Genomic DNA, 22,567 nt, shown 5'->3' on the forward strand with positions numbered 1-22,567 from the left:
CGGCGGCCGCCGGGTGCCCGGGGCCTCTGCCGCCGGGTGCCCGGGGCCTCTGCCGCCTCTGCCACCCCCGGCCCGGGGCTCGGGTCGCTCCCTCGCTGCCCGGTGGGGGCGTGAGCCGTGTCTCACCGTGCTCGGGTCACTTGCCTATGAAACGAGTTGCATAGAGGATCCGGCGTATGGCGCTCGAGCACGCGATCCTCGTCTCTTTGCTGGAGAAGCCGGGCTCCGGCTATGAGCTCGCCCGGCGATTCGACCGGTCCATCGGCTACTTCTGGACCGCCACCCACCAACAGATCTACCGCGTCCTGAAGCGGATGGAGAGCGACGGCTGGGTCGACGTTCACGAGGTGCCACAGCAGGGCAAGCCGGACAAGAAGCATTATTCGGTCGCCCCTGCCGGGCGGGCCGCCCTCTCCGACTGGCTCCACGAGCCCATCGAACCCGAGAGCGTCCGGCACGACCTCGCCGTGAAGATCCGGGGTGCCGCTTTCGACGACCCGACCGCCCTGATCCGCCAGGTCGAGCGGTACCACCGGGCGCACTCCGAACGGCTGACGCACTACCTCGCGGGCGAGCTGCGCGATTTCACCGGGCCCGACGCGCCCACCGAATCCGGACCGGACGCGATGCGGGAGCTCCAGCACGTCGTACTGCGCGGCGGCATCGAGTACGAGCGGATGACCCTCGCCTGGCTCGACGACGTCCTCGCCACCCTCCACCGCATCCAGGTGGCCCACGCCAGCGGAACGTGGACCGGCGAACGCCCCGGCGCCTGACTCCCCGGCCCCGACCCGGCCCCTGACCCCCGTGTCCGGGTCCCGGCCTCCCGGGGCACCCCACCGACAGCGACACCGAACCGTTCACCCCCCGACTCGCGCCGGAAAGGCGGACACAACCATGGCCGACCCGCTTCTCTTCAACCCGCGCACCTACGACCCCGCGCACTTCGACCCCGAGACCCGCAGACTGCTGCGCGCCACCGTCGACTGGTTCGAGACCCGAGGCAAGCGCAGGCTCATCGAGGACTACCGCTCCCGCGCCTGGCTGGCCGACTTCCTCGAATTCTCCACCAAGGAGGGCCTGTTCGCGACCTTCCTCACCCCCGCCGCAGCCGCCGCCGACCAGCCGGACAAGCGCTGGGACACCGCCCGCATCGCCGCCCTCAACGAGATATTCGGCTTCTACGGGCTCGACTACTGGTACGCCTGGCAGGTCACCATCCTCGGCCTCGGCCCCGTCTGGCAGAGCGACAACACCGCCGCCCGCACCCGCGCCGCCGAGCTGCTCGACCAGGGCGAGGTGTTCGCCTTCGGCCTGTCGGAGAAGACCCACGGCGCCGACATCTACTCGACCGACATGCTCCTGGAGCCCGACGGCGAGGGCGGCTTCCGGGCCACCGGGTCCAAGTACTACATCGGCAACGGCAACGCCGCGGGCCTCGTCTCCGTCTTCGGCCGCCGCACCGACGTCGAGGGCCCCGACGGCTACGTCTTCTTCGCCGCCGACAGCCGCCACGAGGCGTACCACCTCGTCAAGAACGTGGTCGACTCCTCGAAGTACGTCAGCGAGTTCCGCCTCGAGAACTACCCCGTCGCCGCCGACGACGTCCTGCACACCGGACAGGCCGCCTTCGACGCCGCGCTGAACACCGTCAACGTCGGCAAGTTCAACCTGTGCACCGCCTCCATCGGCATCTGCGAGCACGCGATGTACGAGGCCGTCACCCACGCGCACAACCGCATCCTCTACGGCCGCCCCGTCACCGCCTTCCCGCACGTGCGCCGCGAGCTGACCGACGCCTACGTCCGCCTCGTCGGCATGAAGCTCTTCAGTGCCCGCGCCGTCGACTACTTCCGCTCCGCCGGTCCCGACGACCGCCGCTACCTCCTCTTCAACCCCATGACGAAGATGAAGGTGACGACCGAGGGCGAGAAGGTCATCGACCTCATGTGGGACGTCATCGCCGCCAAGGGCTTCGAGAAGGACACCTACTTCGCCCAGGCCGCCAGCGAGATCCGCGGCCTGCCGAAGCTGGAGGGCACGGTCCACGTCAACCTCGCGCTGATCCTCAAGTTCATGCGCAACCACCTGCTGGACCCGGCCGACTACCCGGCCGTCCCGACCCGCCTCGACGCGGCCGACGACGCGTTCCTCTTCCGGCAGGGCCCGGCCCGCGGCCTCGGCTCCATCCGCTTCCACGACTGGCGCGCCGCCTTCGACGCCTACGCCCACCTGCCGAACGTGGCCCGCTTCCGCGAGCAGGCCGACGCCCTGTGCGCGTTCGTCACCACCGCCGCCCCCGACAAGGAGCAGAGCCGCGACCTCGACCTGCTCCTGGCCGTCGGCCAGCTCTTCGCCCTGGTCGTCCACGGCCAGCTGATCCTTGAGCAGGCCGCTCTCACCGGGACCGAGGAGGACGTCCTGGACGAGCTGTTCGCCGTCCTCGTCCGCGACTACTCCGCCCACGCCGTAGAGCTGCACGGCAAGGACTCCGCCACCGAGGAGCAGCAGAACTGGGCCCTCGGCGCGGTCCGCCGCCCGGTCGTCGACGCGGCTCGCTCGGCGCGCGTCTGGGAGCGCGTCGAAGCGCTGTCGGGCGCGTACGAGATGGCCCCGTAAACCCTGACGGGAGCCGGGGGAAGCGACACGGCTCCCCCCGGCCGGCAAGCCACTGCCCCGCCCGACCGGGTACCGCCGCCCGCTGTCAGACGCCCAGCGTCGCGCGCAGCAGCGCCTTGTCGGGCTTGCCCGAAGACGTGAGCGGGATGTCGGGCAGCAGGTGGAGGGCCTCGGGCGCGTACATGGCGCCCTTGCGGCCGGTCACGAAGGCGCGGATCTCGTCCAGACCGGGGGAGTGCCCGGCCGCGGGGACGACGGCGGCGTGGACGTGCTCGGTTGCGTCGGCGTCCCGGGTGCCGAAGACCGCGCAGCGGGCGACGGCGGGGTGGGACAGGAGCAGCTCCTCCAGCTCGGTGGGGTAGACGTGGCCGCCGACCACGATGATCAGGTCCTTGAGGCGGTCGACGACGAACAGATAGCCGTCCTCGTCGAGATAGCCGACGTCCCCGGTGCGCAGCCAGCCGCCCCGCAGGACCTCGGCGGTGAGCTCGGGCTGCTTCCAGTAGCCGGGCATGACCCCAGGGGACCGCACCTGCACCTCGCCCTCCTCGCCCGCCGGGAGGGTCCGGCCGTCGCCGTCGCGGATGGCCACCTCGACCCAGGGCAGTGGCCGGCCGGTGGTGATCCGGCCGCCGCGCCCGGTCACCGCGTGGTCCTGCGGGCGTGCCTCGGCGATGGCGGGGACCTCCGTCTGGCCGTACCAGCCGTACAGGATCGGCCCGAAGACTTCGATGGCCCGGCGCAGCCGGACGGCCGAGGCGGGCGAGCCGCCGTATGTGATCCGGGTGAGACTCGACAGATCGGTTCCTGCCAGGGCGGGGTCGTCGAGCAGCCGATGCAGCAGGGGTGGCAGCAGCCACATGTGGGTGACCCGCTCGCGTTCGATCGTCGCGAGGACATCACCGGGGTCGAAGACACGCCGCAGGACGACGGCCCCGCCGTGGACCAGGGCGCTGTCGCTGAGCGGACCGGAGAGCCGGGCCAGCGGGGTGGCGGCGAGATAGCGGGGCGGGTCGCCGGCGTCCGGAACCGGGTGCTCCTGCCCCAGACGGTAGGGGCCGTGTGTGGAGCGGATGCCCTTGGGGATACCGGTGGTGCCGCCGGTGAACGTGATGGACATGTCGTCCTCGGGGACGACCCCGGACGGGAAGGGCGTCGGCGCGTGCCGGGATGCGGCAGCCAGGACGTCCTCGCCGAAGGGGCCGGCGCCCAGGCCGAGCACGCTGGGGATCCCGTCCGGCCCGGCGAGGGACAGCAGCTCCTTCGCCGCCGTGTGCCGGGTGGCGTCGACGAGCAGCAGAGTGGTATCGACGGTGCTCGCGATACGGGCGAGCACCGTGGGGGCCATGCCCTCATAGAGGTGGACCACCCGGGCGCCGGCCAGATGCGCGGCGTAGCGCGCGACGAGGGCTTCCGGAGTGTTGCCGGTGAGCAGGGCCACGGTCGCGCCACGACCGACGCCCCGCCCGGCCAGCTCCCGCGCCAGCCGGTACGTGCCGTCGCGCAGCGCCCCGGCGCTGACGCGCCCCCCGTCGGCCGCCACCAGGGCGGTCCGGTCCGGGGCGCGTGACAGCACGTCGAGGATCGCCGTGGGATAGCAGACGAACGGTGCGGCACGGCCTTCGCTCATATACGGCTCCCCTCGGAGGAGTTACCGGTCCGGGGCCCCGGACCGGGGGATGCCGCCGCGGGTGGCCTTGCCGCGGCGGCATCCCGCCCTCCCGCCCAGTCTGCACGCGGGCCGACGGGCCCGGCAGGGTGCCCGCGCCACTCCGTACCCCCTGATCGTGTGACGGGTCGAACCGGAGGCGCATGGGCCCGTCACGTTTTCAGGGAGTTCGCTCAACTCAGGCGGGAGGCGTGGACCTCGATGGCGCCGCGCTGGTACGCGGCCAGGCCCGGCGCGATCGCCTCGTACGCCGCGTGCCACTGCTCGTTGTCCACACAGGCGCGCCCGATCGCGCGGTACTCCTCGACGGAGACGGCGTGCAGCGCGGTCAGCTCCCGGTACTGGGCTTCGACGTGCTCCTGCACCCGGTCGGCGTCCGCGGGCAGGCCCGCGACCATCAGCTCGGCCAGCCGGATCATCTTCGCCGTGCGGTCGCGGTGCGCGGCCTCGAGCTCGGCCTCGCTCATCACGGCGGTGCGGCGCCCGATGGTTCCGGCGAGCGCGGGGAACTCCCGCAAGGTCTGCCGGTGCTGGGGCGGCCGGATGCCTTCGAACAGGTTTTCCGGCCGGTTGATGGTGGTCATGGCGCTACCGTCCTTCCTGGACTGTTCCAGTTCGGTGATCGTGCGGGAGACGGTGCGGGCGAGGGCGTCGAGCCGGTCGCGCTCGTGGAGCAGCCGGCGCTGGTGGCCGCGCAGGGCCTCCAGCTCGTCGACCTGCTCGGCCAGGATGCGGCCGATCTCGGGCAGCCCCACACCCAGTTCACGCAGCACGAGGATCTGCTGGAGCCGCAGCAGCTGACGTTCCTCGTAGTAGCGGCGGCCGTTGGCCCCGGTCCGGGCGGGCCGCAGCAGGCCGATCTCGTCGTAGTGCCGCAGAGTCCGGGCCGTCAGCCCCGACATCCGGGCGATCTCCGCAATCGGCCAGTCCATCCCGTCGCTCCCCCCACGAACGTGTCCCGTTAACCGTCAACCGTGAACCGGAGTTGTTCTCCGGCCCTGACGAGAACGGTAGAAGCTGCCGTTGCGGCAGCTTCAAGCCCTGTGTCCCCACAGGCGACGATGTGTGCCCGTGTCGCGGCACTCTTGCGCCGGGATCTCCGCATGTAGTCGGCTACCGCACATGACGAAAAGGAGCACCACCGCTCTGGTCGCCGCGCTGGTCGCGGGATTCCTCCTGACGGGCGTGCCGGATCCGCGTGCGGACGCCGCTGAACCCGGCGGGGGCAGCGCGTCCCCGCCGGGCTTACCGGGGCTACCGGGGGTCGACCTCGACACGGTGACCATCCCGGAGCTTCAGGCCCGCATGGCGGACGGCTCGCTGACCTCGTCCGCGCTGACCGCCGCCTACCTCCGGCGCATCGAAGCCATCAACCCCGTGATCAACGCGGTTCTACGCACCGACCCGGAGGCCCTCCGGCAGGCGGCCGCCAGCGACGCCAGACACCGGCGGGGTGACACCCGAGGCCCGCTCGACGGCATCCCCGTCCTTCTCAAGGACAACGTGAACACCCGCGACACGCCGACCACGGCCGGCTCCCTGGCGCTGGCCGGACGACCGCCGCGCACCGACGCCGCCATGGTGACCCGGCTGCGGGACGCGGGGGCGGTGATCCTCGGCAAGACCAACCTGTCCGAGTGGGCGAACTTCCGTGCGACGAAACCGACATCAGGATGGTCGGCGGTGGGCGGACAGACCCACAACCCCTATGTCCTGGACCGCAACCCGTGCGGATCGTCCTCCGGCTCGGCCGCCGCGCTCGCCGCCTCGTTGGCGCAGGTGGCCATCGGCACCGAGACCGACGGTTCCATCGTCTGCCCCGCCGGGATGAACGGAGTGGTGGGCCACAAGCCCACCCTCGGACTGGTCAGCCAGGCGGGCGTGGTGCCGATCTCGGCCGAGCAGGACACCGCGGGGCCCATGGCCCGCAACGTGACGGACGCGGCGCTGACCCTCGCCGTCCTCAGCGGCGACGACGCCACCCTTCTCGGCCTCCCGGACGAGGCGGCGCGTGCCGGCGGACTGCGCGGCAAACGCATCGGCCTGTGGCGACTGCCCTCGCTCGGACCGGAGGTGGACGCCGTGATGGCCCGTACGGCGGAAAGGCTCCGCGACGCGGGAGCCGAGGTCGTCGAGGTGACGCCGCCGTACCAGCAGCGGCTCGCCGAGCTCGAATTCCCGGCACTGCTCAGCGAGTTCCGCCGGGACGTCAATGCCTACCTCGCCACGCGCGACGGTCCGCAGGACCTCGCCGCACTGATCGAGTTCAACCGGACCCACCCGGCGGAGCGCACCTGCTTCGCCGGCCAGGAACTCTTCGAGCAGGCCCTCACCGCGCCCGCCACCACCGACCCGGCGTACCGGGCCGTGCGTGCCGAGCTGAAGAACCTGTCCCGGCGCTCCGTGGACGAGACCATGGCCGCCCACCGGCTGGACGCCATCGCCGCCCCGGCGAACCCGCCCGCCTGGACCACCGACTGCGCGCGGGGCGACAACGACGTCATCCCGTCCTCCACCCCCGCGGCCGTGGCCGGCTACCCCTCGCTGTCGGTGCCCGCCGGATTCGTGAACAAGCTGCCCGTAGGACTGCTGCTGACGGCCGGCGACCGCCAGGACGCCGAGCTGCTGGCGCTGGGGGCCGCGGTGGAGCACCGGCTGAAGGCCTGGCGGGCACCGCGCTACCTGCCGTCGGTGGGTCCCGGGGCTCCGTGACCGAGAACTCCGCGCAGGGACGCTCCCCGTCCCGATGTGGCCCGGAGCATTCCATCCAGGCGTTCCGGGCGGCTTACGTCTCCCCTGGTCAAGGCCCACTTTCGCGTTCCCGCGTCCCGGAGCGCCCGGCAGCCGTGGCGGCCGGAACGCCCTGACCCACAAGCTCAGGTGGTCCAAGCGTTCAGGACACCGACATGAAGGAGTGCCTTTCTTGACCACTCGTCTACGACACCGCGGACACCGCGCCGGCCCGCGGATGGTGCTGGCGCTGATGGCGGCACTGTGCGGGATCATCGGCGCCACCGCGCTCAGCACCACCCCGGCGGCAGCGGCCGATCAGCGTCAAGCGATCTACGCCATCGCGCACCGGGTCGACACCCTGGACGGCGTGGACGCCGCGCTCAGCCATGGCGCCAACGCCATCGAGATCGACGTCTGCGCCTGGTGGAATCCGAACGAATGGCGCGCGTACCACGACTGTTCCTCGGCCGGTGAGAACCGGCGGGGCCCCAGCTTCGACAGCATGATCGACCGCATCGTCTCCCACGCCAATGCGGGGCGCCGACTGGCGCTGGTCTGGCTGGACATCAAGGACCCGAACTACTGCGGAGAAGCACCGAACCGTACGTGCAGCGTCGCCGGACTGCGAGACAAGGCGCAGCGGCTGACGGCTGCCGGGATCCAGGTGCTCTACGGTTTCTACGAGTACCACGGCGGCAACACCCCGGACGTCGGCGGCAGGGGCTGGAAGAGCCTGGAAGGCAAGCTCGGCAAGCTGGAGGGCATCACGACCACCGGCACCCGCGACCAGGTGGTGGGCGCCTTCAACCGGTCCGGTTCCGGGTTCCCGGCCGGTCGCCGGGTGATGGACTACGGCGACTCCGATATCACCAGGGGATTCGGCAACTGCACGGAGGCCGGCCGCAACACGTGCGCGGAACTGAAGAAGGGCGCCGGGGACCGCGCCGCCGGCCGGCTGGCGGCGACGCTGTCCTGGACGACCACCTACAACGACCCGTGGTACGTCGACAAACTGCTGGGCGACGCCCGCGTGGACGGCATCATCGCGGGCTACGGCGCCTTCACCGGAGTGCGCGAGTACGACAACAGCTGGCAGTGCGCCAACGCCATCAAGCTCGTCCGCGACTGGGTGAACCGCCACGGCACCACCCACCGCATGGCCACCAGCGCAGACCGCCTGTTCAAGTAGCGGACAGCCCTGGGGCAGGTTCGTAACGCCCTGTTCCCAAGGGCCCCTTCGAAGCCGTCGGCCGGGAACCCGGCCGACGGCTTTTCCTCATGGAGCCGCGGCCAGGCAGTACCGGCCGGCCGACGACGCGGGCCGGCGCCGGTACCGGACGCAGTACTGCCGCGTGCCCGACGGGGCGCCCATCTGCTACGGGGCCCCGGACCCGAACCACATGCTGTTGGGACGGTAGCTTCCCCAGGTGATTCCCGTGCGCTTCGGTACGACTTCCTTGGCTCCGGTGCAGCGGGCGGACTGGCCCTTGCCGGTGTACAGCGTGACTTGCGTGTCCGTCTGGTTGTCCACGCCGACCGCTGTTTTGGCGAGGTCGATGCACACGCCGTCCGGCGGGTTGGCGATCACGTTGTGGGTGCCGTCCGTGGCGTCGTAGTCAAACCTGCCGCTGGCGGCTCGGGTATCGGCGGGCGCGGCGGCTGCCAGCGCGAACGCGGCGCAGACGGTCAGGAGGAACCGGGGCGTCTTCCTGCGTGACTTCATGAGATGAGCATCCGTCCCTCTGGAGATCCATGGGAGAACGGCGCTCGCAAACCCCTCGATCCGGTACATGCCGGCGTCTTGGCGGCATGTACCAGCGGGCTGGAGGAGGGGGCCGGTAGTCCCTGGCTCGTGACCCCGGCGAGCGGCTTTCGCGTTTTCTCCATAGAACTGCCTTTACAGGCCTGGGAAAAGGCCCGTGACTTCACTCCGACCGAGCCGCTTAAACATCCAGCGGCCGAGTCGGCGCACGACGGAGGGGGAACCGTGTCCGACGTCATCTTGATGTGTGACCCGCGAGTCGCGGCGAGACCGGTCCGCGAGTGCGGCGATCGGCTCGTTGATGTGCGTTACAGCGGGCAGGACCCGGAGGGAGCCTTCGCGCGCGTGAGGGGAAGGGGCCTCGAACGGCTCCATCGGGCGCAAGCCGCACTTCCTGACGGAGTGCGGCTGCTGCTCGTCGAGGGCTACCGCCCGCCAGCCCTCCAGGACCCGAAGGAGCCATCATGAACGATCACACCTGGGACTTAATCCACCGCCTCGCGGACCGTCTGGACGATCACAGCACGCTCCCTCCTGAGCAGCGGCGCATTCTCCAGATCCTCAAGATCAGCGAGGAGGCCGGTGAAGCCGCCGAGGCGGTGATCGGCGCGTTGGGCCAGAACCCGCGCAAGGGCTTCTCCCACACCTGGGACGACGTCCAGGCCGAGGTGTGCGACGTGATCACGACCGGCATGATCGCGCTCCGTCGGCTCACTCCCGACCCTGCCGAGGTGGGGTTTTCGCCCAGGTCGACATGGTCGAGCCCGACGCCGGCATGGTCGCCGAGGCCAAAAGGCTCCTGCCCTACTTGGAAGGACCAGGGCAGACCGCTCGCCTGCACCACATGAAGGCGGAGGACTTCACCCCGCCGTCCAAGACCTGGCGCGCCGATCTGGTGACGATCTGCCGGGCCTTCCACCGGATCGACCAGGACACGCTTCTCCGGCAACTGGAGAAGTGGGCAGCTCCTCAGGCCGCGGTCGCGGTCATGGGCGACAGAAGCCTGTGGACCCTCGACAACGACTGGACCAAGGCCCTACGGCCGCTGATCCGATCGTTCCTCGGAGACGACCGGCGCGCCGTCCTCAGCGACATCTTCAACCCGCACGATCGCCCTTACGTGGAAGTCCTTGCCGGATCGGCCTTCAGCGACGTACAGGAGTACCGGTTCGAGGAAGAGCGAGAGTGGACCCCCTACCAGGTCATCGGCTATCTCTCCTCGACCTCGTTCGCGTCCCGAGCCGTTTTCGGAGACAAGTGGCACGCCTTCGAACGGCAGGCTCTGCGGCTGCTGACAGAGCACTGCGACGAAGGGACCGGGCTGCTGACGGAGGACAACGCCTTCACCGTCCTCCTCGCCTTCCGCCCATGAGCCGGTGGCCTGAGCCTGACAGCCGGAGGGGCACCGGAGACGGGTTTTCAGGCGTCGGTTAACCCGGTCTCCGGTCGTCCGGGCGTGGGGCGCGGGTGGCCGAGCGCTGCGAGTTCGGCGACCCGAGCACGTTCGTCGAGACCATCCATTGAGGGCCTGGGACGGCCGAGACGGGGCCGCGAGGGAATGACCCCTTCACGGCCTCCCTTTCCCACAGCCGGCCCGGGTAAATGAGTGGTCAATCAACGACCGGTATGCAGCCAAGGCTGCATATGGATTGCATATACAGCCGTCCACTTGTGACGAATTGGGCGGCTGCGGTGCCGCGACCACTGTCTACGGTGAACCGCGATCCGGTCAGCCGAGTACGGGAGGGGCACGCGGGGAGACCACCCCGAGAACGAGAACGCAATGAGGCACACGGCCAGAATGAATGCATCACCCGCCAAGGTGCGCTTCGGCGGCGTGGTCGCGCTGCTGATCGCCTGCCTCATCGGTGGCTTCAGCGCGTGCGGCCTCCCGTTTGCGGCCGGCATCGCGGGCACCCGCGGCACGCTCACGGTGGAGACGCACGAATACACGACCAGCAGCCGCGGCGGGGTCAATGTGACGTCCCAGGGAACTTTCCGTTCGTCGGACGGCCGAGTCGTGGATCACCACGCAAGGGTCGAGCCGGACTACGCGATGGGGCGCAGGGTCGAGGTGGCCAAGGCCTCATGGTCCTACTACGTGGTCCACCCCGCGTATGCGTTCGACTGGCTCGCGGGAACGTGTCTCGGGCTGACCTTTCTGTGCGTGGGCGTCCCGGCATTGATCTACGGCGGCCCGATGAACGCGCGACGCGTCCGTGTCCAGGGACGGCTCGTCAAGGGCGGCTTCTGGTGCGCGCTCGGCAGCGGGCTGCTGGGGGCGATTCTCGACATCGCGATGTGAGAGCCGTGTCGGTGCGGCGGAGACGGCCTGCTGGAACCGGGCGCGACCAAGCCGCCACCACGCGGGCTGGTCCGGCGGGTAGGCGCAAGCCCGAGGGCGTAGAATTCGGCAGGCTTGTGGTGGTCATGTCGTGCGACGCCGCATCCGTCCAGTCCCTCGAAGAGCGACTGCGGTCATTCCTGGAAGAGACACCCTTGTCGTAGGAGTCGGCTTCCCCCCTGCGCACCAGAGAAAGATGCCGAGGCGTTAAGTCTGGCCAGGCAGATGCCGTGGTCTTCCCGCCCTGGGAGCGTGGACGGCATGGTCAGCGGCCACTGCTCGCCTCGGCAATCTGATTACGGCTGGTGGTTGTAAGGGAGTTCTGGGTGAATACGGCGGACGAGTCGTTCCTGATGTGCGTCGAGGATGTCTTCTCCCGGAACCAGGGCAGGGTGGTCATGCTGGCGGGCCGGATCGAGCGAGGGCGGGTTCGTAAGGGTGACGGGGTGGAGATCGTCGGCTTCGGTGGCGGCGCGATTGTTCCTGTCGAAGGCATAGAGGCGGTTCGCGGCCGACTTGTCGGCGAGGCGAGTGCGGGGATGAACGTGGGTCTGTTGCTACCGGGCGTGGCGGCCGGCACGGCTGAGCGGGGGCAGGTCCTCGCGGCGCCCGGCTCGGTCACCGCACATGCGGGTTTCGAGGCGGACGTTGCACTGCTGTCCGAGGAAGACGGCTCTGCCGAGGTGCGCACGGGCGAGCGTCTTCAGTTCCACGTCCGTGCCGCTGTGGTGCCGGGCGTTGTGGCGCTGAGCCGGGAAATGGACGCGTTGCAGCCGCTTCACGGGGGCGCGGTGACGGTCACACTCGACCGGCCCGTCGCAGTGGAGGAAGGCCAGTCCTTCGCTTTCCGGCACCACGGTCGCGCTGCTGGCTCGGGGACCGTGACCCGACTCCCGCACTGAACGGATGAGCCCACTGTCTCCGCCCGGGATCAGACAGCCGTCGTTGCGGCCTTCCGCACCCTCGTGCCCGAACTGCCCGGCCTCAGCAAGGCTGAGGCCGCGCTTCTCGACGAGTGGCTGCGACGCTGATCCAGCACCGCGCTACGGGCCCTGGCCATGACGGCAAGGTTTCGACCGCCACTTCCGGGAACCGGACCCGGCGAACCTTGCCGGTCACAGCACCAGCCGACCCGAGACCGCTACTGGCCTCGCCAGATGTTGTCGAAGGCGGCCTGCTCAATGGCTCGCCGCTGTTTGACGGACTCCAGCTCGATCAACGCGTCATTGACCGCGGCGAGTACGGTCTCCGCTGCCTCGTCGGGGGCGTCCGGGGAGTCCGGGGCGCTTTCGGCCTCCTGGTCGCGGATCCCGACGGCAGTCGCGAGGGCGACGAGGACCGGCTCGTTCGACTCCCAGCGGTCCTTCGCCAGGCGGCGGCCGGGTGAATCGGCCAGAACCCTCCGGCCGCCCTGAAAGGGTTTCCAGTGGCTTCGCTGCCGCGTGAGCACTCCGTCCGCCTCCAGCGCGGCCAGATAGGCCGGGGCCAGCTCGCGGCCCCGGCGCCACAGCCAGTCGCTCACCACCTCGTATGGCGCCTCGCGAACGAGCGACGCCACGGCCTGGTCCAGAAGACGATCAGCCACGACCACCCCGTCACCGGGGACGATCCGGTCGTCGTCCAGGGTGATGACCCCGACGGCCAGAAAGTCGATCAACTCGGCTCCCGCCAGCGCGAGCGACATCTCGCCCCGCTCCACGGGGCGGCCGGGCGCCACCTCCATGGCTGTGATCAACAAGTCCCGGGGGGTGGTCATGAAAGGCTCCCACGTCAGAGGCATCGGCGAGCGACGGAGGCGCCGGTCGGGCGGCATCGTGCGCCGGGTGGGACCGGGCTGCCGACGAGTGCTCCCGTATACGAGCGTAAGGAGCGAGGGGGAGGGGCTCAAGTCTTCAGGGCGTCCCGCCCTCGCGGGCAGTCCATGCCGCGCCGCTCCGCCTGCCGGCAGTACCGCCGTGAGCCCGAAGGAGGTCACCGCCGCTCCGGCGACGAGACCATCCAGGGGAATACCGGCCCATGCCGGCGCGTCGCCCAGTGCGGCGACTCGGCCCGGCAGCGGACGCGGAACTCGCTCGAAGGCGGCCCGGCGGCGGGTCCGGCCGCGGCGGTCACGCCGGCCGGCGCCGATGTGGCGACCATGGCGAAGGTGAGCGTTCCTCTGGTCCAACGGCCCGGCGACCTCAAGCGACTTGACGGTCTCATGGCTGCCCTTCGTGCGCACCGAAGGTCGCGGCCCAGCCCGGTTGGTGACGTGGTTGGTGGCCGTTCCTGAGTTCCTGGTTCCTGAGTTCCGACGAGAGGGAACCCAGCGCCGCCGGTAGTGGCGGGCCACGACGGAATCAGCCATGGTCTGGGCCAATCGTCTGCCTGTTCCGTCGGGCCCCTCGGGCTCGGTGCGGCATCTTCCGTCGCGCCGGTCGCGCCACGAACAGGGGCTACGAACCGCCCGCGTCCAACGCCGGAGCGATCACGGCGAAGGCCTCGTCGATCAGTCCTGCCGGGTCCTCGGCCCCATCGCTGTCGCTCCACCGGTGCAGCACGGCGTCGAAGGCGGTGAGCGCCATTCCGGCGGCCATGAGCGGGTAGAGGCCGGTCGCGGGGGAGAGCCGCCGGCGGTGCGCCAGTTCCGTGGCGAGGTCGGTGCGCCACTGGGCCTGGCGTTCCAGGAAGCGTGCGTACAGGGCGGGGGTGCGCAGGATCAGCTGGACCACGCGCAGCGCTCTGCCGGAGTGGTCGGCGTCGTCGGCGCAGGCCGCCATGGCGACCCAGACGGCGTGCCGCAGGGCCACGGACGGGGGCTCCTCGGCGTGGCGGTCCGTGAGCTCCGTGCGCATGTCCGTGCCCATGCCGGCGAGGAACTGGACGACGACGTCTTCCTTGGAGGCGAAGTACCGGAAGAAGGTCCGCTTGGAGACCCCGGCCGCCGCCGCGATCTCGTCGATGGTGACGGTGTCGAAGCCCTTGAGGGCGAGCAGCTGGAGCGCCGCTTCGGTCAGTTCGTCGGCGACGAGCTGGCGTTTGCGCTGGGCCATGGTGACTTCGGGGCGGGAGCTCACGGATTCATCGTAGCGCGATGCCATGAGTGGCACTAGGGACCTTGCTTAACACTCGGTGACACGAAGGGCAGTGTGTGCCGTATGACAGGGTTACAGCACTGGACCACCGAACAGACCCCGGACCGTCCTCAGCGGGTGTTCGTCGTCACCGGGGCCAACAGCGGCCTCGGCCTGGCCACCACCCGGGCGCTCGCCCGCCAGGGCGCGCATGTCGTCCTCGCCGTCCGGGACGAGGTCAAGGGCCGCCGCGCGGCCGAGGACATCGTGGCCGGGCAGCCGGACGCCAGCCTGGAAGTACGACACCTCGATCTGGCCGACCTCGACTCCGTCCGGGCCTTCGCCGACCGGATGCACGCCGACCACTCGAAACTCGACGTCCTCATCAACAACGCCGGTGTGATGGCACCGCCCCGGACGCTGAGCGCGCAGGGGCACGAGCTCCAGTTCGCCTGCAACCATCTCGGCCACTTCGCCCTCACCGGCCTGCTCCTCGATCTGCTGACCGCCGGGGACGCCCCCCGCGTGGTCACGGTCAGCTCGGTGAACCACCGCAAGGGCCGCATGTACTTCGACGACCTCACCGGCGAGCGCCGCTACTCGCCCATGGGCTTCTACAACCAGTTCAAGCGTCGAGGTCCTGAGCGGCTTTGACCTGCTGTTTCCACCACTCTTCAAGATCGAATGGGAGAGCAGTGGGAGATGGCACCTTCCAGTGCTCTCCCTCGCTGGCCACGAAGCGCAGCCACCTGGTTTGCAGCGAATCGGCGATCTCCTGCTCCATGGTCAGGGTAACGTGCGAGTAGAGACCTTCCACGCCGGCAACCTCGTGACCCATGCGGGTCTCCACGGCGATGCGACTGTGCCGATCTTCGTCCAGCCACTCCTTGCCGCCGTGACGAAGCAGGTATAGCCGCTTCCCGGCGTACGTGGTCGCAGGGATCTCCGGAAGGGGACGGCGGGAGGTGACCAGCTGGGGTTGGTTCAGGCGAACCCTCGCGAACTCCTCGGAGGCTGGTCGACCGCGCGAGACCGGCTGCCAGTAGGAGTAGGTGAAGTTTGCTTGGGCCAGCAGCCCACCTTCAATGGCTGGGAACAGGTACTCGTGATCATGGGTGGCGAGGAGCGCCGTGTGCAGCTCCGCGAGGAATCCGGGAAGGGAGAGATTTCGATGGGATTCGTACTTTGGTGGGAAGAGCTTCACCGGCCCCTTGCCGAACTCGCGTTGGAACTGCCACTGGACGCGTAGTGCGGGCAGCGCGGTTGGCCCGTAGCGCTCCAGGGCTTCCTTCCGCCGTTCAAGGTCGGGGTCTGAGGTCGGCCAGTTCGGGTGGCAGAACTCGCGGCGCAGAGCGTAGAGCTCGCCAGGCCGCATGGTCGTGAACGGCATCGTCAGGAAGAAGACGTAACCGGCGAAGCCCCAGAAGGTAAGTGCATTGAGGGCAAGTTGGTGTACCTCCTTTATCTGCATATCCTGCTTCTTCTCCCGCGGCTTCTTCGTGTACTTGCCGCGTCGGGACTTCTTCTTCACCGGTGATTCGGTTCGGAGGCTGTCATCGACTGCATCGTCCATGAGCATGCTGAACACGAGCTGGATCTCTTTGGCGTACGCGTGACCGACACCGGGCTGGGCGTCTAGGTGGAGACTCCACGCGCGGTAGTCGGAGGCCTTGATGTCACCCACGGAGGTCTTGCCCCAGTAGGGCACGATGTGGTTGCGCAGGATGCCGTCGATCGCTCGCCATCGCAGGTGCCCGACGTCCTGCGTCTTGAGCCACTCAGGACAGTAGTTGGACATGAGGATGCTTCCGTCGCGGCGGCTTATGTAGCGCGCGTTCCGAACGTCGGATTCCCGGTCAAGCCCGTACTCGTAGGCGACATCCTCGTCGGTGAAGCCACCCTTGCTGTCGTACTCGGGCTTTCCGTTCGGCTTGGTGCGGCCGGTCTTCCAACGGACGCGGCAGAAGTTGCCGCGCCACTCGATGTAGGGCATCAGGTGTCTCTCTCTGGGCGGTAGGGGTAGAGCTCGGGCAGTTGAATGAGGCAGATGTGTCGCGGGGCGTGGGACTGCGGGGATCAGGCCTGTACCCCTTGGACGCGGCCCGGAGCCTGGCGTGGAACGGCCGGGATACCCCCCCATGACTCGGACCGTCTGCAACGGACACACCATCACTTGGTGAGTCACGGAAGCCGCGTTGGGGTGACGTGCAGGTTGCCGGGCATGGGAGAACCCGCCCTCGTCCGGGAGTTTTCTCACGTCAGGGCGGGTCCGGCGGAGCGAGCCGACCTATGCGCTCCTTCGTCTGGGAGAAGCGAGTCGGGGTGAGGCTGCCGGTCGCGGCATACCCTTAGGGATCACCTCACGCGGCGGGCTTGAACCGGACGGTGGCCGACGTAGCCGGGCCGCTGCCAGTGGGCTTACGTGGAGTGGCCTTGCGGCGGCGGGCCTTGGCCAGTGCCGACGGCCGACCCTTTTCGGCGTTCATCTCCCGGATTTCGCGGCAGTCCTGGAGGCTGAACCGCAGAAATTTGCCGAAGCGGTGGTGAGGGAAGCCGTGCTGGTTGGCCCCATCCCGTAGCCACCTCTCGCCGCAGCCGATGACGCGGGCCGCTTCCCCCGGGTCGAGCGTCACCTCGCCCTGCGCAAGGGCCCGTACGGCCGCATCGATCATGGCCTCGCGTTCGGCACCGGTGCGCTTCGTTTCGGGGCTAGTCATGGCACCTCTTCCTTCTGGGGCTGTTGGGGTGCTGCGTCAGCTGGGAGGCACCCGGGCATGAAGCGAGTGCAGGAACTTGTACGAACTCGTAGACGGCTGGTCCTTGTGTGTCAGCGCGGAGTGCACCTTGAAGCTGCGGCACTGCCGACGCTGTGCTGCAGCGATGATGTCGAGTCGGTTCCTGGTGTGTGTCAAGTCCTCATGGGTGACGCCCCGTTTCGCCTATCAAAGCTCACTCTGAAAGCCTAACGACTGACGTCTCAACTCGTCAATCAGGATCTTCCGTTCTTTGGGGTGAGTCGCTAATCACGCGCCCAGTCGATCGCTATCGACGTCTTGTCGAGTCCTTTAGCTCTTGAATGTCTGTAGCTCGCCATGCATGTCAGCCTCGGTCGCATGCTGGTGGGCACGGCGCGCCGTGGAATAGACCTTTGGGCCCTATGTGATCGCATCCTGTGCGCGCGTTGGTCGGGAACTGGGGCCGACTGGCGGCCCCAGGCCCAAGTCATCGGGGCCGGGACGGTCGAGGCTCTGACCAAGAAGCAGGTCACTCGATTCTGGCGTCGCGGATCCAGACCCCATCACGTCGGCGCGGCGCCGCCCCCTCACCAGCGGCCTCCGCATCGTCGAAGGCGACCGGGCCCGACTGCCGCCCGCTCAGAGCGGTTCCCAGTACGCGGCGGTCGAGGTCGTCGTCATGAGGCTCCTTCACGGGCGGACGGCACGGAGGTGCGCGGGCGGGACGGGCATGTCCCGCAAGGCGCGGACAGGGGAGACGAGCAGAAGGAGGCGGCGAAGGCGGGCGGCGTGGTCCCGGATCAGCTGCTGCTCGTCCTGGTTGAGCCGGTCCCCGGCGCGAGCCAGGTACTTCTCTGCTCCGTCAGCGGCGGCGGACAGGGAGGCTTCGGCCTCCACCCGGTCGCCGTGGTCGAGTGGCCCGGCGTCGTGGAGCCGGGCGCAGAGCGCCCCGGCCTGTTGGTGAACGGTCCGCCACTGGGCGGCGTCCAAGCCGAGTTCCTTCGCCGGGGCGCCGGAGACCGCGGTGAGCAGCAGGGCCAGGTCCTGGGCGCGGCTGTCGATGAGGCGGGGCGCCCGGGTGTGTCCGAGTGCGGGCACGATGTGGCGGTAGGACCGGCCCTCCCGGGTGAAGAATTTCACCGAGGGCGAGACCTTCAGGTAGTGGTGCGCGCCGCGTTCGCCCTCCAGGTCCCACACCCGGGAGCGGTCCCAGCCGTGCGAGGCGTCGCGGACGGACACGACGGGGCCGATCCGTTGTTCCGCCCAGCACTTCAGTGCCGCGGGCAGCGGCATCGTCCCGCTCATCCGGCCGACCTCGCGCCCGGGCGCGGAATGGCGGAGCGGACGGGCACACCGCCATGAACTCCTTGAGCCCGGCGCAGAACTCGCCGACGCTGTCCGCCAGCACCTCGCCGGCCAGGCCGGCTCCGAACGGAAGCCGCTCCCTCGTGAGCAGCCTCAGCTCTCCGCTCTGGAAGTGGTAGACGCTGACGCGTTCCGCGCCGAAATGGACCAAGACCCTGCCTTCTGTCACCACTGTGCTGTTCTCCTTCTTCTCGATCCGGCGCGTTGGGAGCCCTCGGCCTTCGGGAAGTCAGCTGAGGAATGTGCTGCGGAGGGTGCGGCGGCTAATCGCCTTCTCGGCGCAGAGCGCTGAGGTACTTTTCGGCGAATTCTTCCCTTCTCCCGCTGTTGTATTGCGTGATGAAGCGCGGGTGCTCCAAGGGCAGAATCTTTTTGAAGAAGCGCTGACCCTCGTTCACCTTCGTGAGAAATTTGAAGTTCTCGCCGCTGCCGATGCAGTAGCATACCGAGGCGTCAATTCCGAATGCCAGCTGGCACTCCAGGGTGTCCACGAGGAAGGAGTTCAGGAGCTCCAGCAGCTTCTTATTCTCATAGAAGTTGCAGTTGACCTCTCTTCCCTGGGTATTCGTTCTCACCAGACCGAGAGGGCACACAAAACTCATGACGAAGTCGGCGTAGAACCTTGTTCGGCCCCCATAGCGCGCAATGACGTCGTGCAGGAACCCGGCGGAGGGCCTGCTCACCGCATAGCCGTCGGCGACGTCGACTCCCGTGTCGCTTTCGAGGAGCTTGGCGTCTTCGAACGGGACCCCGGTCACGGCTGTGCCCCGCCGGGCAGGCGAGCTCCCCAGTACCAGACGGCGGGGTCTGTCGTCGTCGTAGTACTTGTGGTAGAACGCGGCCGTCACCTCGCGGACGCGCTCCTGCTGGGGGCCGCTGAACGGGTTGACGACCCTGAAGCCGGGAGGCAGTTCAAGCGTCGTCTCCGCGAGTTCCTCGTTGAACTGCAGGATCCGATCGGCAACAGTCGTTCGCCCGTTCATTGCAGAAGTCCTTCCTTCGCGCTGGTCCCTCTGAACCGTCCGGTCGCCCCTGTCCGTCTCCGATTCAGCCTTCCCGGAGAGCTGATGGGACGTCGCGAACGTGGCCGGCTGGAGGGGCGGTGGAAGCGTTAGGCGGTGACGGCCGACAGGTAGATCTCGGTACTTGAACGGCACCTGGTCGTCGTTCGTCGGCAGCAGCCTGGCCCGCACTTTCCCCAGCTAGCACTATCACGCACGAACGCGGATCGCCCCATGGACGGTGGGGCGATCCGCGTCCTTGTGCCCAGGCTCGGGCAGTCTAGGCATTCGTCCCTCTGCGGCGGCAGTACGCCGATACGATTCCGCGCATGCCGATCGTCCGCCGTGCGATACCTGACGACGCCCCTGAACTCGTCCGCCTTCGCCGCATCATGCTGGACGCCACCTCGGACCAACCCACCCCGGACGGCCCATGGACAGCCGAGTGCGAAAAGACCGTCGCCACGATGCTGTCGACCGACACGCGGTTCGCCATGTTCGTCATCGACGCCGCCGGCGACCGTCTAGCCGCCTGCTCCGCCGCCTCATACACCCCACGATTGCCCACGCACTACTCGAACGCCCCGCCACCCGCCCGTGGCCGGGGACGGGACGGTCGTCACCCGTCCCCCTCTCCCGGTGCGGCCGCTGCCTGGTAGGCGGAGGCCTGGAGGGTGAACATCTCGTGATATTCCCCGGGTTGGCCGTCGACGGTGTGGATCATCAAGTCCTGGTGGGTGCCGGATTCGATGATGCGCCCGTCGCGGAACACGTAGATCATGTCGCAGCTGGTGACGCTGCTGAGGCGGTGGGAGATCAGGATGGTGATGCGGTCGCGGCGGCGCTCGCCACGTTCGCCGTGCAGGACGGCCTCGTAGACAGCGTGCTCGGCACGGGCGTCCATGCTGGCCGTCGGCTCGTCCAGGAGCAGCACGGCGGCGTCCTGATACAAGCCCCGGGCCACGGCGACCTTGGCCCAGTTCCCGCCGGACAGCTCCTGGCCGTGCTTGAAGCGCTTGGACAGCGGGGTGGCCCACTGCCGGGGCAGGCCGGCGATGACACGATCCGCGCCGGACTCTGTCACGGCGGCGAGGGCCCGCTGCGGGTCGGCCTCGGTGATGCTCCCCGCGCCGATCGTCACGTTGGCCAGTGCCGACAGCGGCCACGCGACCGGGTCCTGGAGGACCATGGCGACCTGGGCCTGGATGCTCTCGGCGTCGACCTCCCGCACCTCCACCCCGTCCCAGCGGATACTGCCCTCGCTCGGTACGTACAGCCCGGCCAGGAGCTTGGCCATGGTCGTCTTGCCCGAGCCGTTCGTTCCGACGAACGCCACTGTGGAACCGGCCGCCAGCGTCATCGACACCCCGCGCAGCGCGGCCCGGCCGGCCTCGGGGTAGGTGTAGTGGACGTCGGTGACGGTGATGGTCTTCACCCCGTCCGCGAGGCGCCGGCCCGTACGGTGCGGCTGCAGGGCGCGGCAGCGCTCCAGATGCCGCTCGAGGTCGTCGATCCATAGGGCGTGCTCGTAGACCTGGTGCATGGCCAGCACCACGCTCACCAGCGTGCCCCGGCTGGAGCGGATGGCCAGGAACGCGCCGCCGCCCGCCGCCAGCGGCAGCCACCCCGACGCCGTCATCCACCCCAGCACCGCATAAGTGGCACCCACCGCCAAACCGCCCACCGCCCGGCCCCACAGCGCGACATTCGCCTCCTGCCGCCCCAGCCGCGCATCCTCCGCCTCGATCCGCCGTGCGAAACGCTCATGCTCCTCCAGCAGCGCCCGCTGCGCTGTCGAGGAGCGAACCTCCGCTGCGGAGTTCCGGTCGAGAAGGAGCCAGGTCAGCAGGCGGATGCGGCGTTGGAGGGTGCTGTAGCGGCTGTGGGAGAGGAACTGCGCCCGTGCCGAGCGCACCGCCGCGTACCCCTGCGGAATCACCGAGAGGACCAGCAGGGGCAGGAGCAGGGGGTGCAGGACGGCCAGGACGCCGGCGGCCCCGATCAGGCCGAGGACAGCGTGCGCGAGCTGGATCATCTGGGGCACGGACTGGCGCATGTAGTACAGGCCGCGGTCGTTGGCCTTGTTCGCCTCGTCGGCGAAGGCCGCGTCGTCCACCGCCTCCAGCCGCACATGGCAGTTCAGCCGCAAGAACTCCTGCTCCACCGCCCGCCGCACTTTCGGCGTGAGCGCCGCCTGCCCGCGGGCGACACCGAAGTCGAGCACACCCTGCGCCGCCATCAGCCCGGCGACCAGCGCGAGGGAGGGAAGAGCGTGGTGGATGCGCTCGGAGGTCGCGCCCTGGGTGAACAGGGCCGAGAGTACGCGCACCGAGGCCAGCAGCCCGAGCGCGCTCATCAGCGACGAGGCGATCTGGCACACGACGACCGTGACCGCGGCCCGGGCATCGGCCCGGTAGGCCAGGCCGAGCACCCTGCGGCTGATCCCCGGCAGCCGGCCGAGGATCCGCCACACGTTCGTGCGAGCGGCTTCGCCGTCCCATTGCATCCAGTACGCGTCTTTCAGCTCGTCGCCGACCTCTTCGCTCTCCGGCGCAGCCGCAGCCTTCTCCGGAGGCGGCAACAGCACGCCCTGGCGGGGGCCGGGGACCGCCCCACCCTCGCTCTGCGCCCCATGGGCACCAGGCGTGCTCATGCGCGCCTCCCCTCGAGGTCGGACTGCGGCCACCCCATGTCGGTAAAGGGCCAACCGGACGCGATCGCCTCCAGCGCCACCCGCGCGTAGCCGACCATCGGGTCCGGCAGGGCCAGGCGCGGCCACCACTTCCACGCACTGCACCGGTCCGGTTCCCTCAGCCGAGGCTCGCCCGACCACAGGCCGACCCGGAAGAACATCTGCATCCGCGGTACGCGGTCCCCAGGAGAATCAAGGAGGTGAACGACATGGACGAGCTGCAGGTCCTCTTCACGGACGGCGATGCCGAGCTCTTCCTCGCTCTCGCGCGCCGCGCAGCGGCGGGCACTCTCTCCCCCCTCGACGTGTCCAGCGGGAAGATGCCACGTATCAGGCGCGAACGCGGACCTGGGGGATCTCCGTCCCAGCAGGACGCGGTCGTCACGTTCGAATAGAAGATGGGCTCCGATGACAGTTAAAGCCGGGCTCAACAGTCCTCCCTGATTGACGGCACTTCGGACAGACGATCGGAGAACGAGCCCCGGCACTGCTCCGTCACGGGGCATTCTTCGCACTCACGTGCGCCCAGACGGTGTGGGGAGGGTGACGGCCCTGGGAGCACAAGAGAAGGGGGGCGCCGGGACTCGTTCGATC

General features: G+C 69.1%; 19 protein-coding genes and 2 pseudogenes. 10 read left to right on the plus strand and 11 right to left on the minus strand.

Annotated features, from left to right (window positions below; all coding sequences use genetic code 11):
• Nucleotides 1-176 precede the first annotated feature (176 nt).
• Nucleotides 177-776 carry a PadR family transcriptional regulator gene (locus AB0E98_RS26375; protein ID WP_361707070.1) on the plus strand — a complete coding sequence of 200 codons (600 nt, stop codon included), beginning with the start codon at nucleotides 177-179 and terminating at the stop codon, nucleotides 774-776.
• Between the two features lie 121 nt (nucleotides 777-897).
• Entirely contained in the window at nucleotides 898-2,619 is a 1,722-nt protein-coding gene (locus AB0E98_RS26380) for an acyl-CoA dehydrogenase family protein (RefSeq protein ID WP_361707072.1), read from the plus strand.
• 85 nt (nucleotides 2,620-2,704) lie between these two features.
• On the opposite strand, the gene AB0E98_RS26385 is transcribed toward AB0E98_RS26380, so the two are convergent.
• Nucleotides 2,705-4,249: an AMP-binding protein gene (locus AB0E98_RS26385; RefSeq protein WP_361707075.1), complete on the minus strand. Its 1,545-nt coding sequence runs from the start codon at nucleotides 4,247-4,249 to the stop codon at nucleotides 2,705-2,707.
• A gap of 212 nt (nucleotides 4,250-4,461) precedes the next feature.
• Nucleotides 4,462-5,220, minus strand: a complete 759-nt coding sequence (locus AB0E98_RS26390; protein WP_361707077.1) for a MerR family transcriptional regulator — start codon at nucleotides 5,218-5,220, stop codon at nucleotides 4,462-4,464.
• A 190-nt stretch (nucleotides 5,221-5,410) separates the two neighbouring features.
• Here AB0E98_RS26390 and AB0E98_RS26395 point away from each other — a divergent pair, with 190 nt between their 5' ends.
• Nucleotides 5,411-7,000, plus strand: coding sequence for an amidase (locus AB0E98_RS26395; protein WP_361707080.1), 1,590 nt, complete (start codon nucleotides 5,411-5,413; stop codon nucleotides 6,998-7,000).
• Nucleotides 7,001-7,211: 211 nt separating this feature from the next.
• Nucleotides 7,212-8,210, plus strand: a complete 999-nt coding sequence (locus tag AB0E98_RS26400) for a phospholipase (RefSeq protein ID WP_361707083.1) — start codon at nucleotides 7,212-7,214, stop codon at nucleotides 8,208-8,210.
• A gap of 186 nt (nucleotides 8,211-8,396) precedes the next feature.
• Here AB0E98_RS26400 and AB0E98_RS26405 read toward each other — a convergent pair whose 3' ends face one another.
• A complete protein-coding gene (locus AB0E98_RS26405) occupies nucleotides 8,397-8,744 on the minus strand; it encodes a hypothetical protein (RefSeq protein ID WP_361707086.1) in 348 nt (115 codons plus the stop codon).
• 264 nt (nucleotides 8,745-9,008) lie between these two features.
• Between AB0E98_RS26405 and AB0E98_RS26410 the strand changes: the two are divergent.
• The 5 genes and pseudogenes from AB0E98_RS26410 to AB0E98_RS26430 all read left to right on the plus strand — a co-directional run.
• Nucleotides 9,009-9,230, plus strand: a pseudogene (locus tag AB0E98_RS26410) (dipeptidase); the annotation flags it as partial.
• 17 nt (nucleotides 9,231-9,247) lie between these two features.
• Nucleotides 9,248-9,631 (plus strand): MazG-like family protein, encoded by a 384-nt coding sequence (locus tag AB0E98_RS26415; protein ID WP_361707089.1) that lies wholly within the window; start codon nucleotides 9,248-9,250, stop codon nucleotides 9,629-9,631.
• Complete coding sequence (locus tag AB0E98_RS26420; protein ID WP_361707091.1) at nucleotides 9,628-10,155, plus strand: hypothetical protein; 528 nt, start codon at nucleotides 9,628-9,630, stop codon at nucleotides 10,153-10,155. The genes AB0E98_RS26415 and AB0E98_RS26420 overlap by 4 nt, the downstream gene beginning before the upstream one ends.
• A gap of 429 nt (nucleotides 10,156-10,584) precedes the next feature.
• Nucleotides 10,585-11,088 carry a hypothetical protein gene (locus AB0E98_RS26425; RefSeq protein ID WP_361707094.1) on the plus strand — a complete coding sequence of 168 codons (504 nt, stop codon included), beginning with the start codon at nucleotides 10,585-10,587 and terminating at the stop codon, nucleotides 11,086-11,088.
• Between the two features lie 365 nt (nucleotides 11,089-11,453).
• On the plus strand, nucleotides 11,454-12,029 hold the full coding sequence (locus tag AB0E98_RS26430; protein WP_361707097.1) for an EF-Tu/IF-2/RF-3 family GTPase: 576 nt from the start codon (nucleotides 11,454-11,456) through the stop codon (nucleotides 12,027-12,029).
• A gap of 239 nt (nucleotides 12,030-12,268) precedes the next feature.
• Here the strand turns inward: AB0E98_RS26430 and AB0E98_RS26435 are convergent, their stop codons facing one another.
• Both AB0E98_RS26435 and AB0E98_RS26440 read right to left on the minus strand, forming a co-directional pair.
• Nucleotides 12,269-12,883: a GPP34 family phosphoprotein gene (locus tag AB0E98_RS26435; protein ID WP_361707099.1), complete on the minus strand. Its 615-nt coding sequence runs from the start codon at nucleotides 12,881-12,883 to the stop codon at nucleotides 12,269-12,271.
• A 679-nt stretch (nucleotides 12,884-13,562) separates the two neighbouring features.
• Nucleotides 13,563-14,207, minus strand: a complete 645-nt coding sequence (locus AB0E98_RS26440) for a TetR family transcriptional regulator (RefSeq protein ID WP_361707102.1) — start codon at nucleotides 14,205-14,207, stop codon at nucleotides 13,563-13,565.
• Nucleotides 14,208-14,264: 57 nt separating this feature from the next.
• Between AB0E98_RS26440 and AB0E98_RS26445 the strand changes: the two are divergent.
• Nucleotides 14,265-14,810: pseudogene (locus AB0E98_RS26445) on the plus strand (SDR family NAD(P)-dependent oxidoreductase); the annotation flags it as partial.
• Here AB0E98_RS26445 and AB0E98_RS26450 read toward each other — a convergent pair.
• The 6 genes from AB0E98_RS26450 to AB0E98_RS26475 form a co-directional block, all read right to left on the minus strand.
• Nucleotides 14,806-16,173, minus strand: coding sequence for an integrase (locus AB0E98_RS26450; RefSeq protein WP_361707105.1), 1,368 nt, complete (start codon nucleotides 16,171-16,173; stop codon nucleotides 14,806-14,808). The pseudogene AB0E98_RS26445 and the gene AB0E98_RS26450 overlap by 5 nt on opposite strands.
• Before the next feature lie 367 nt (nucleotides 16,174-16,540).
• Complete coding sequence (locus AB0E98_RS26455; protein ID WP_361707108.1) at nucleotides 16,541-16,897, minus strand: hypothetical protein; 357 nt, start codon at nucleotides 16,895-16,897, stop codon at nucleotides 16,541-16,543.
• Between the two features lie 708 nt (nucleotides 16,898-17,605).
• Entirely contained in the window at nucleotides 17,606-18,220 is a 615-nt protein-coding gene (locus AB0E98_RS26460; RefSeq protein ID WP_361707110.1) for an aminoglycoside phosphotransferase, read from the minus strand.
• A gap of 323 nt (nucleotides 18,221-18,543) precedes the next feature.
• Nucleotides 18,544-19,473, minus strand: coding sequence for a uracil-DNA glycosylase family protein (locus AB0E98_RS26465; protein ID WP_361707112.1), 930 nt, complete (start codon nucleotides 19,471-19,473; stop codon nucleotides 18,544-18,546).
• A 427-nt stretch (nucleotides 19,474-19,900) separates the two neighbouring features.
• Complete coding sequence (locus AB0E98_RS26470; RefSeq protein WP_361707115.1) at nucleotides 19,901-21,934, minus strand: ABC transporter ATP-binding protein; 2,034 nt, start codon at nucleotides 21,932-21,934, stop codon at nucleotides 19,901-19,903.
• Nucleotides 21,931-22,479 carry an NUDIX domain-containing protein gene (locus tag AB0E98_RS26475; protein ID WP_361707117.1) on the minus strand — a complete coding sequence of 183 codons (549 nt, stop codon included), beginning with the start codon at nucleotides 22,477-22,479 and terminating at the stop codon, nucleotides 21,931-21,933. The genes AB0E98_RS26470 and AB0E98_RS26475 overlap by 4 nt, the downstream gene beginning before the upstream one ends.
• Nucleotides 22,480-22,567: the final 88 nt, after the last annotated feature.

The sequence above is a fragment of the Streptomyces sp. NPDC037389 genome (assembly GCF_040636475.1).
GTDB lineage: Bacteria > Actinomycetota > Actinomycetes > Streptomycetales > Streptomycetaceae > Streptomyces > Streptomyces hesseae.

Excerpts from the sequence above, each read along its gene's own strand:
- AB0E98_RS26420 (WP_361707091.1), top strand. The coding sequence starts at position 9,628 with ATGAAGGCGGAGGACTTCACCCCGCCGTCCAAGACCTGGCGCGCCGAT.
- AB0E98_RS26395 (WP_361707080.1), top strand. The coding sequence starts at position 5,411 with ATGACGAAAAGGAGCACCACCGCTCTGGTCGCCGCGCTGGTCGCGGGA.
- AB0E98_RS26475 (WP_361707117.1), bottom strand. The coding sequence starts at position 22,479 with ATGCCCCGTGACGGAGCAGTGCCGGGGCTCGTTCTCCGATCGTCTGTC.
- AB0E98_RS26470 (WP_361707115.1), bottom strand. The coding sequence starts at position 21,934 with ATGAGCACGCCTGGTGCCCATGGGGCGCAGAGCGAGGGTGGGGCGGTC.
- AB0E98_RS26455 (WP_361707108.1), bottom strand. The coding sequence starts at position 16,897 with ATGACTAGCCCCGAAACGAAGCGCACCGGTGCCGAACGCGAGGCCATG.
- AB0E98_RS26405 (WP_361707086.1), bottom strand. The coding sequence starts at position 8,744 with ATGAAGTCACGCAGGAAGACGCCCCGGTTCCTCCTGACCGTCTGCGCC.
- AB0E98_RS26440 (WP_361707102.1), bottom strand. The coding sequence starts at position 14,207 with ATGGCATCGCGCTACGATGAATCCGTGAGCTCCCGCCCCGAAGTCACC.
- AB0E98_RS26460 (WP_361707110.1), bottom strand. The coding sequence starts at position 18,220 with ATGAGCGGGACGATGCCGCTGCCCGCGGCACTGAAGTGCTGGGCGGAA.
- AB0E98_RS26435 (WP_361707099.1), bottom strand. The coding sequence starts at position 12,883 with ATGACCACCCCCCGGGACTTGTTGATCACAGCCATGGAGGTGGCGCCC.
- AB0E98_RS26425 (WP_361707094.1), top strand. The coding sequence starts at position 10,585 with ATGAATGCATCACCCGCCAAGGTGCGCTTCGGCGGCGTGGTCGCGCTG.
- AB0E98_RS26385 (WP_361707075.1), bottom strand. The coding sequence starts at position 4,249 with ATGAGCGAAGGCCGTGCCGCACCGTTCGTCTGCTATCCCACGGCGATC.
- AB0E98_RS26375 (WP_361707070.1), top strand. The coding sequence starts at position 177 with ATGGCGCTCGAGCACGCGATCCTCGTCTCTTTGCTGGAGAAGCCGGGC.
- AB0E98_RS26415 (WP_361707089.1), top strand. The coding sequence starts at position 9,248 with ATGAACGATCACACCTGGGACTTAATCCACCGCCTCGCGGACCGTCTG.
- AB0E98_RS26380 (WP_361707072.1), top strand. The coding sequence starts at position 898 with ATGGCCGACCCGCTTCTCTTCAACCCGCGCACCTACGACCCCGCGCAC.
- AB0E98_RS26450 (WP_361707105.1), bottom strand. The coding sequence starts at position 16,173 with ATGCCCTACATCGAGTGGCGCGGCAACTTCTGCCGCGTCCGTTGGAAG.
- AB0E98_RS26390 (WP_361707077.1), bottom strand. The coding sequence starts at position 5,220 with ATGGACTGGCCGATTGCGGAGATCGCCCGGATGTCGGGGCTGACGGCC.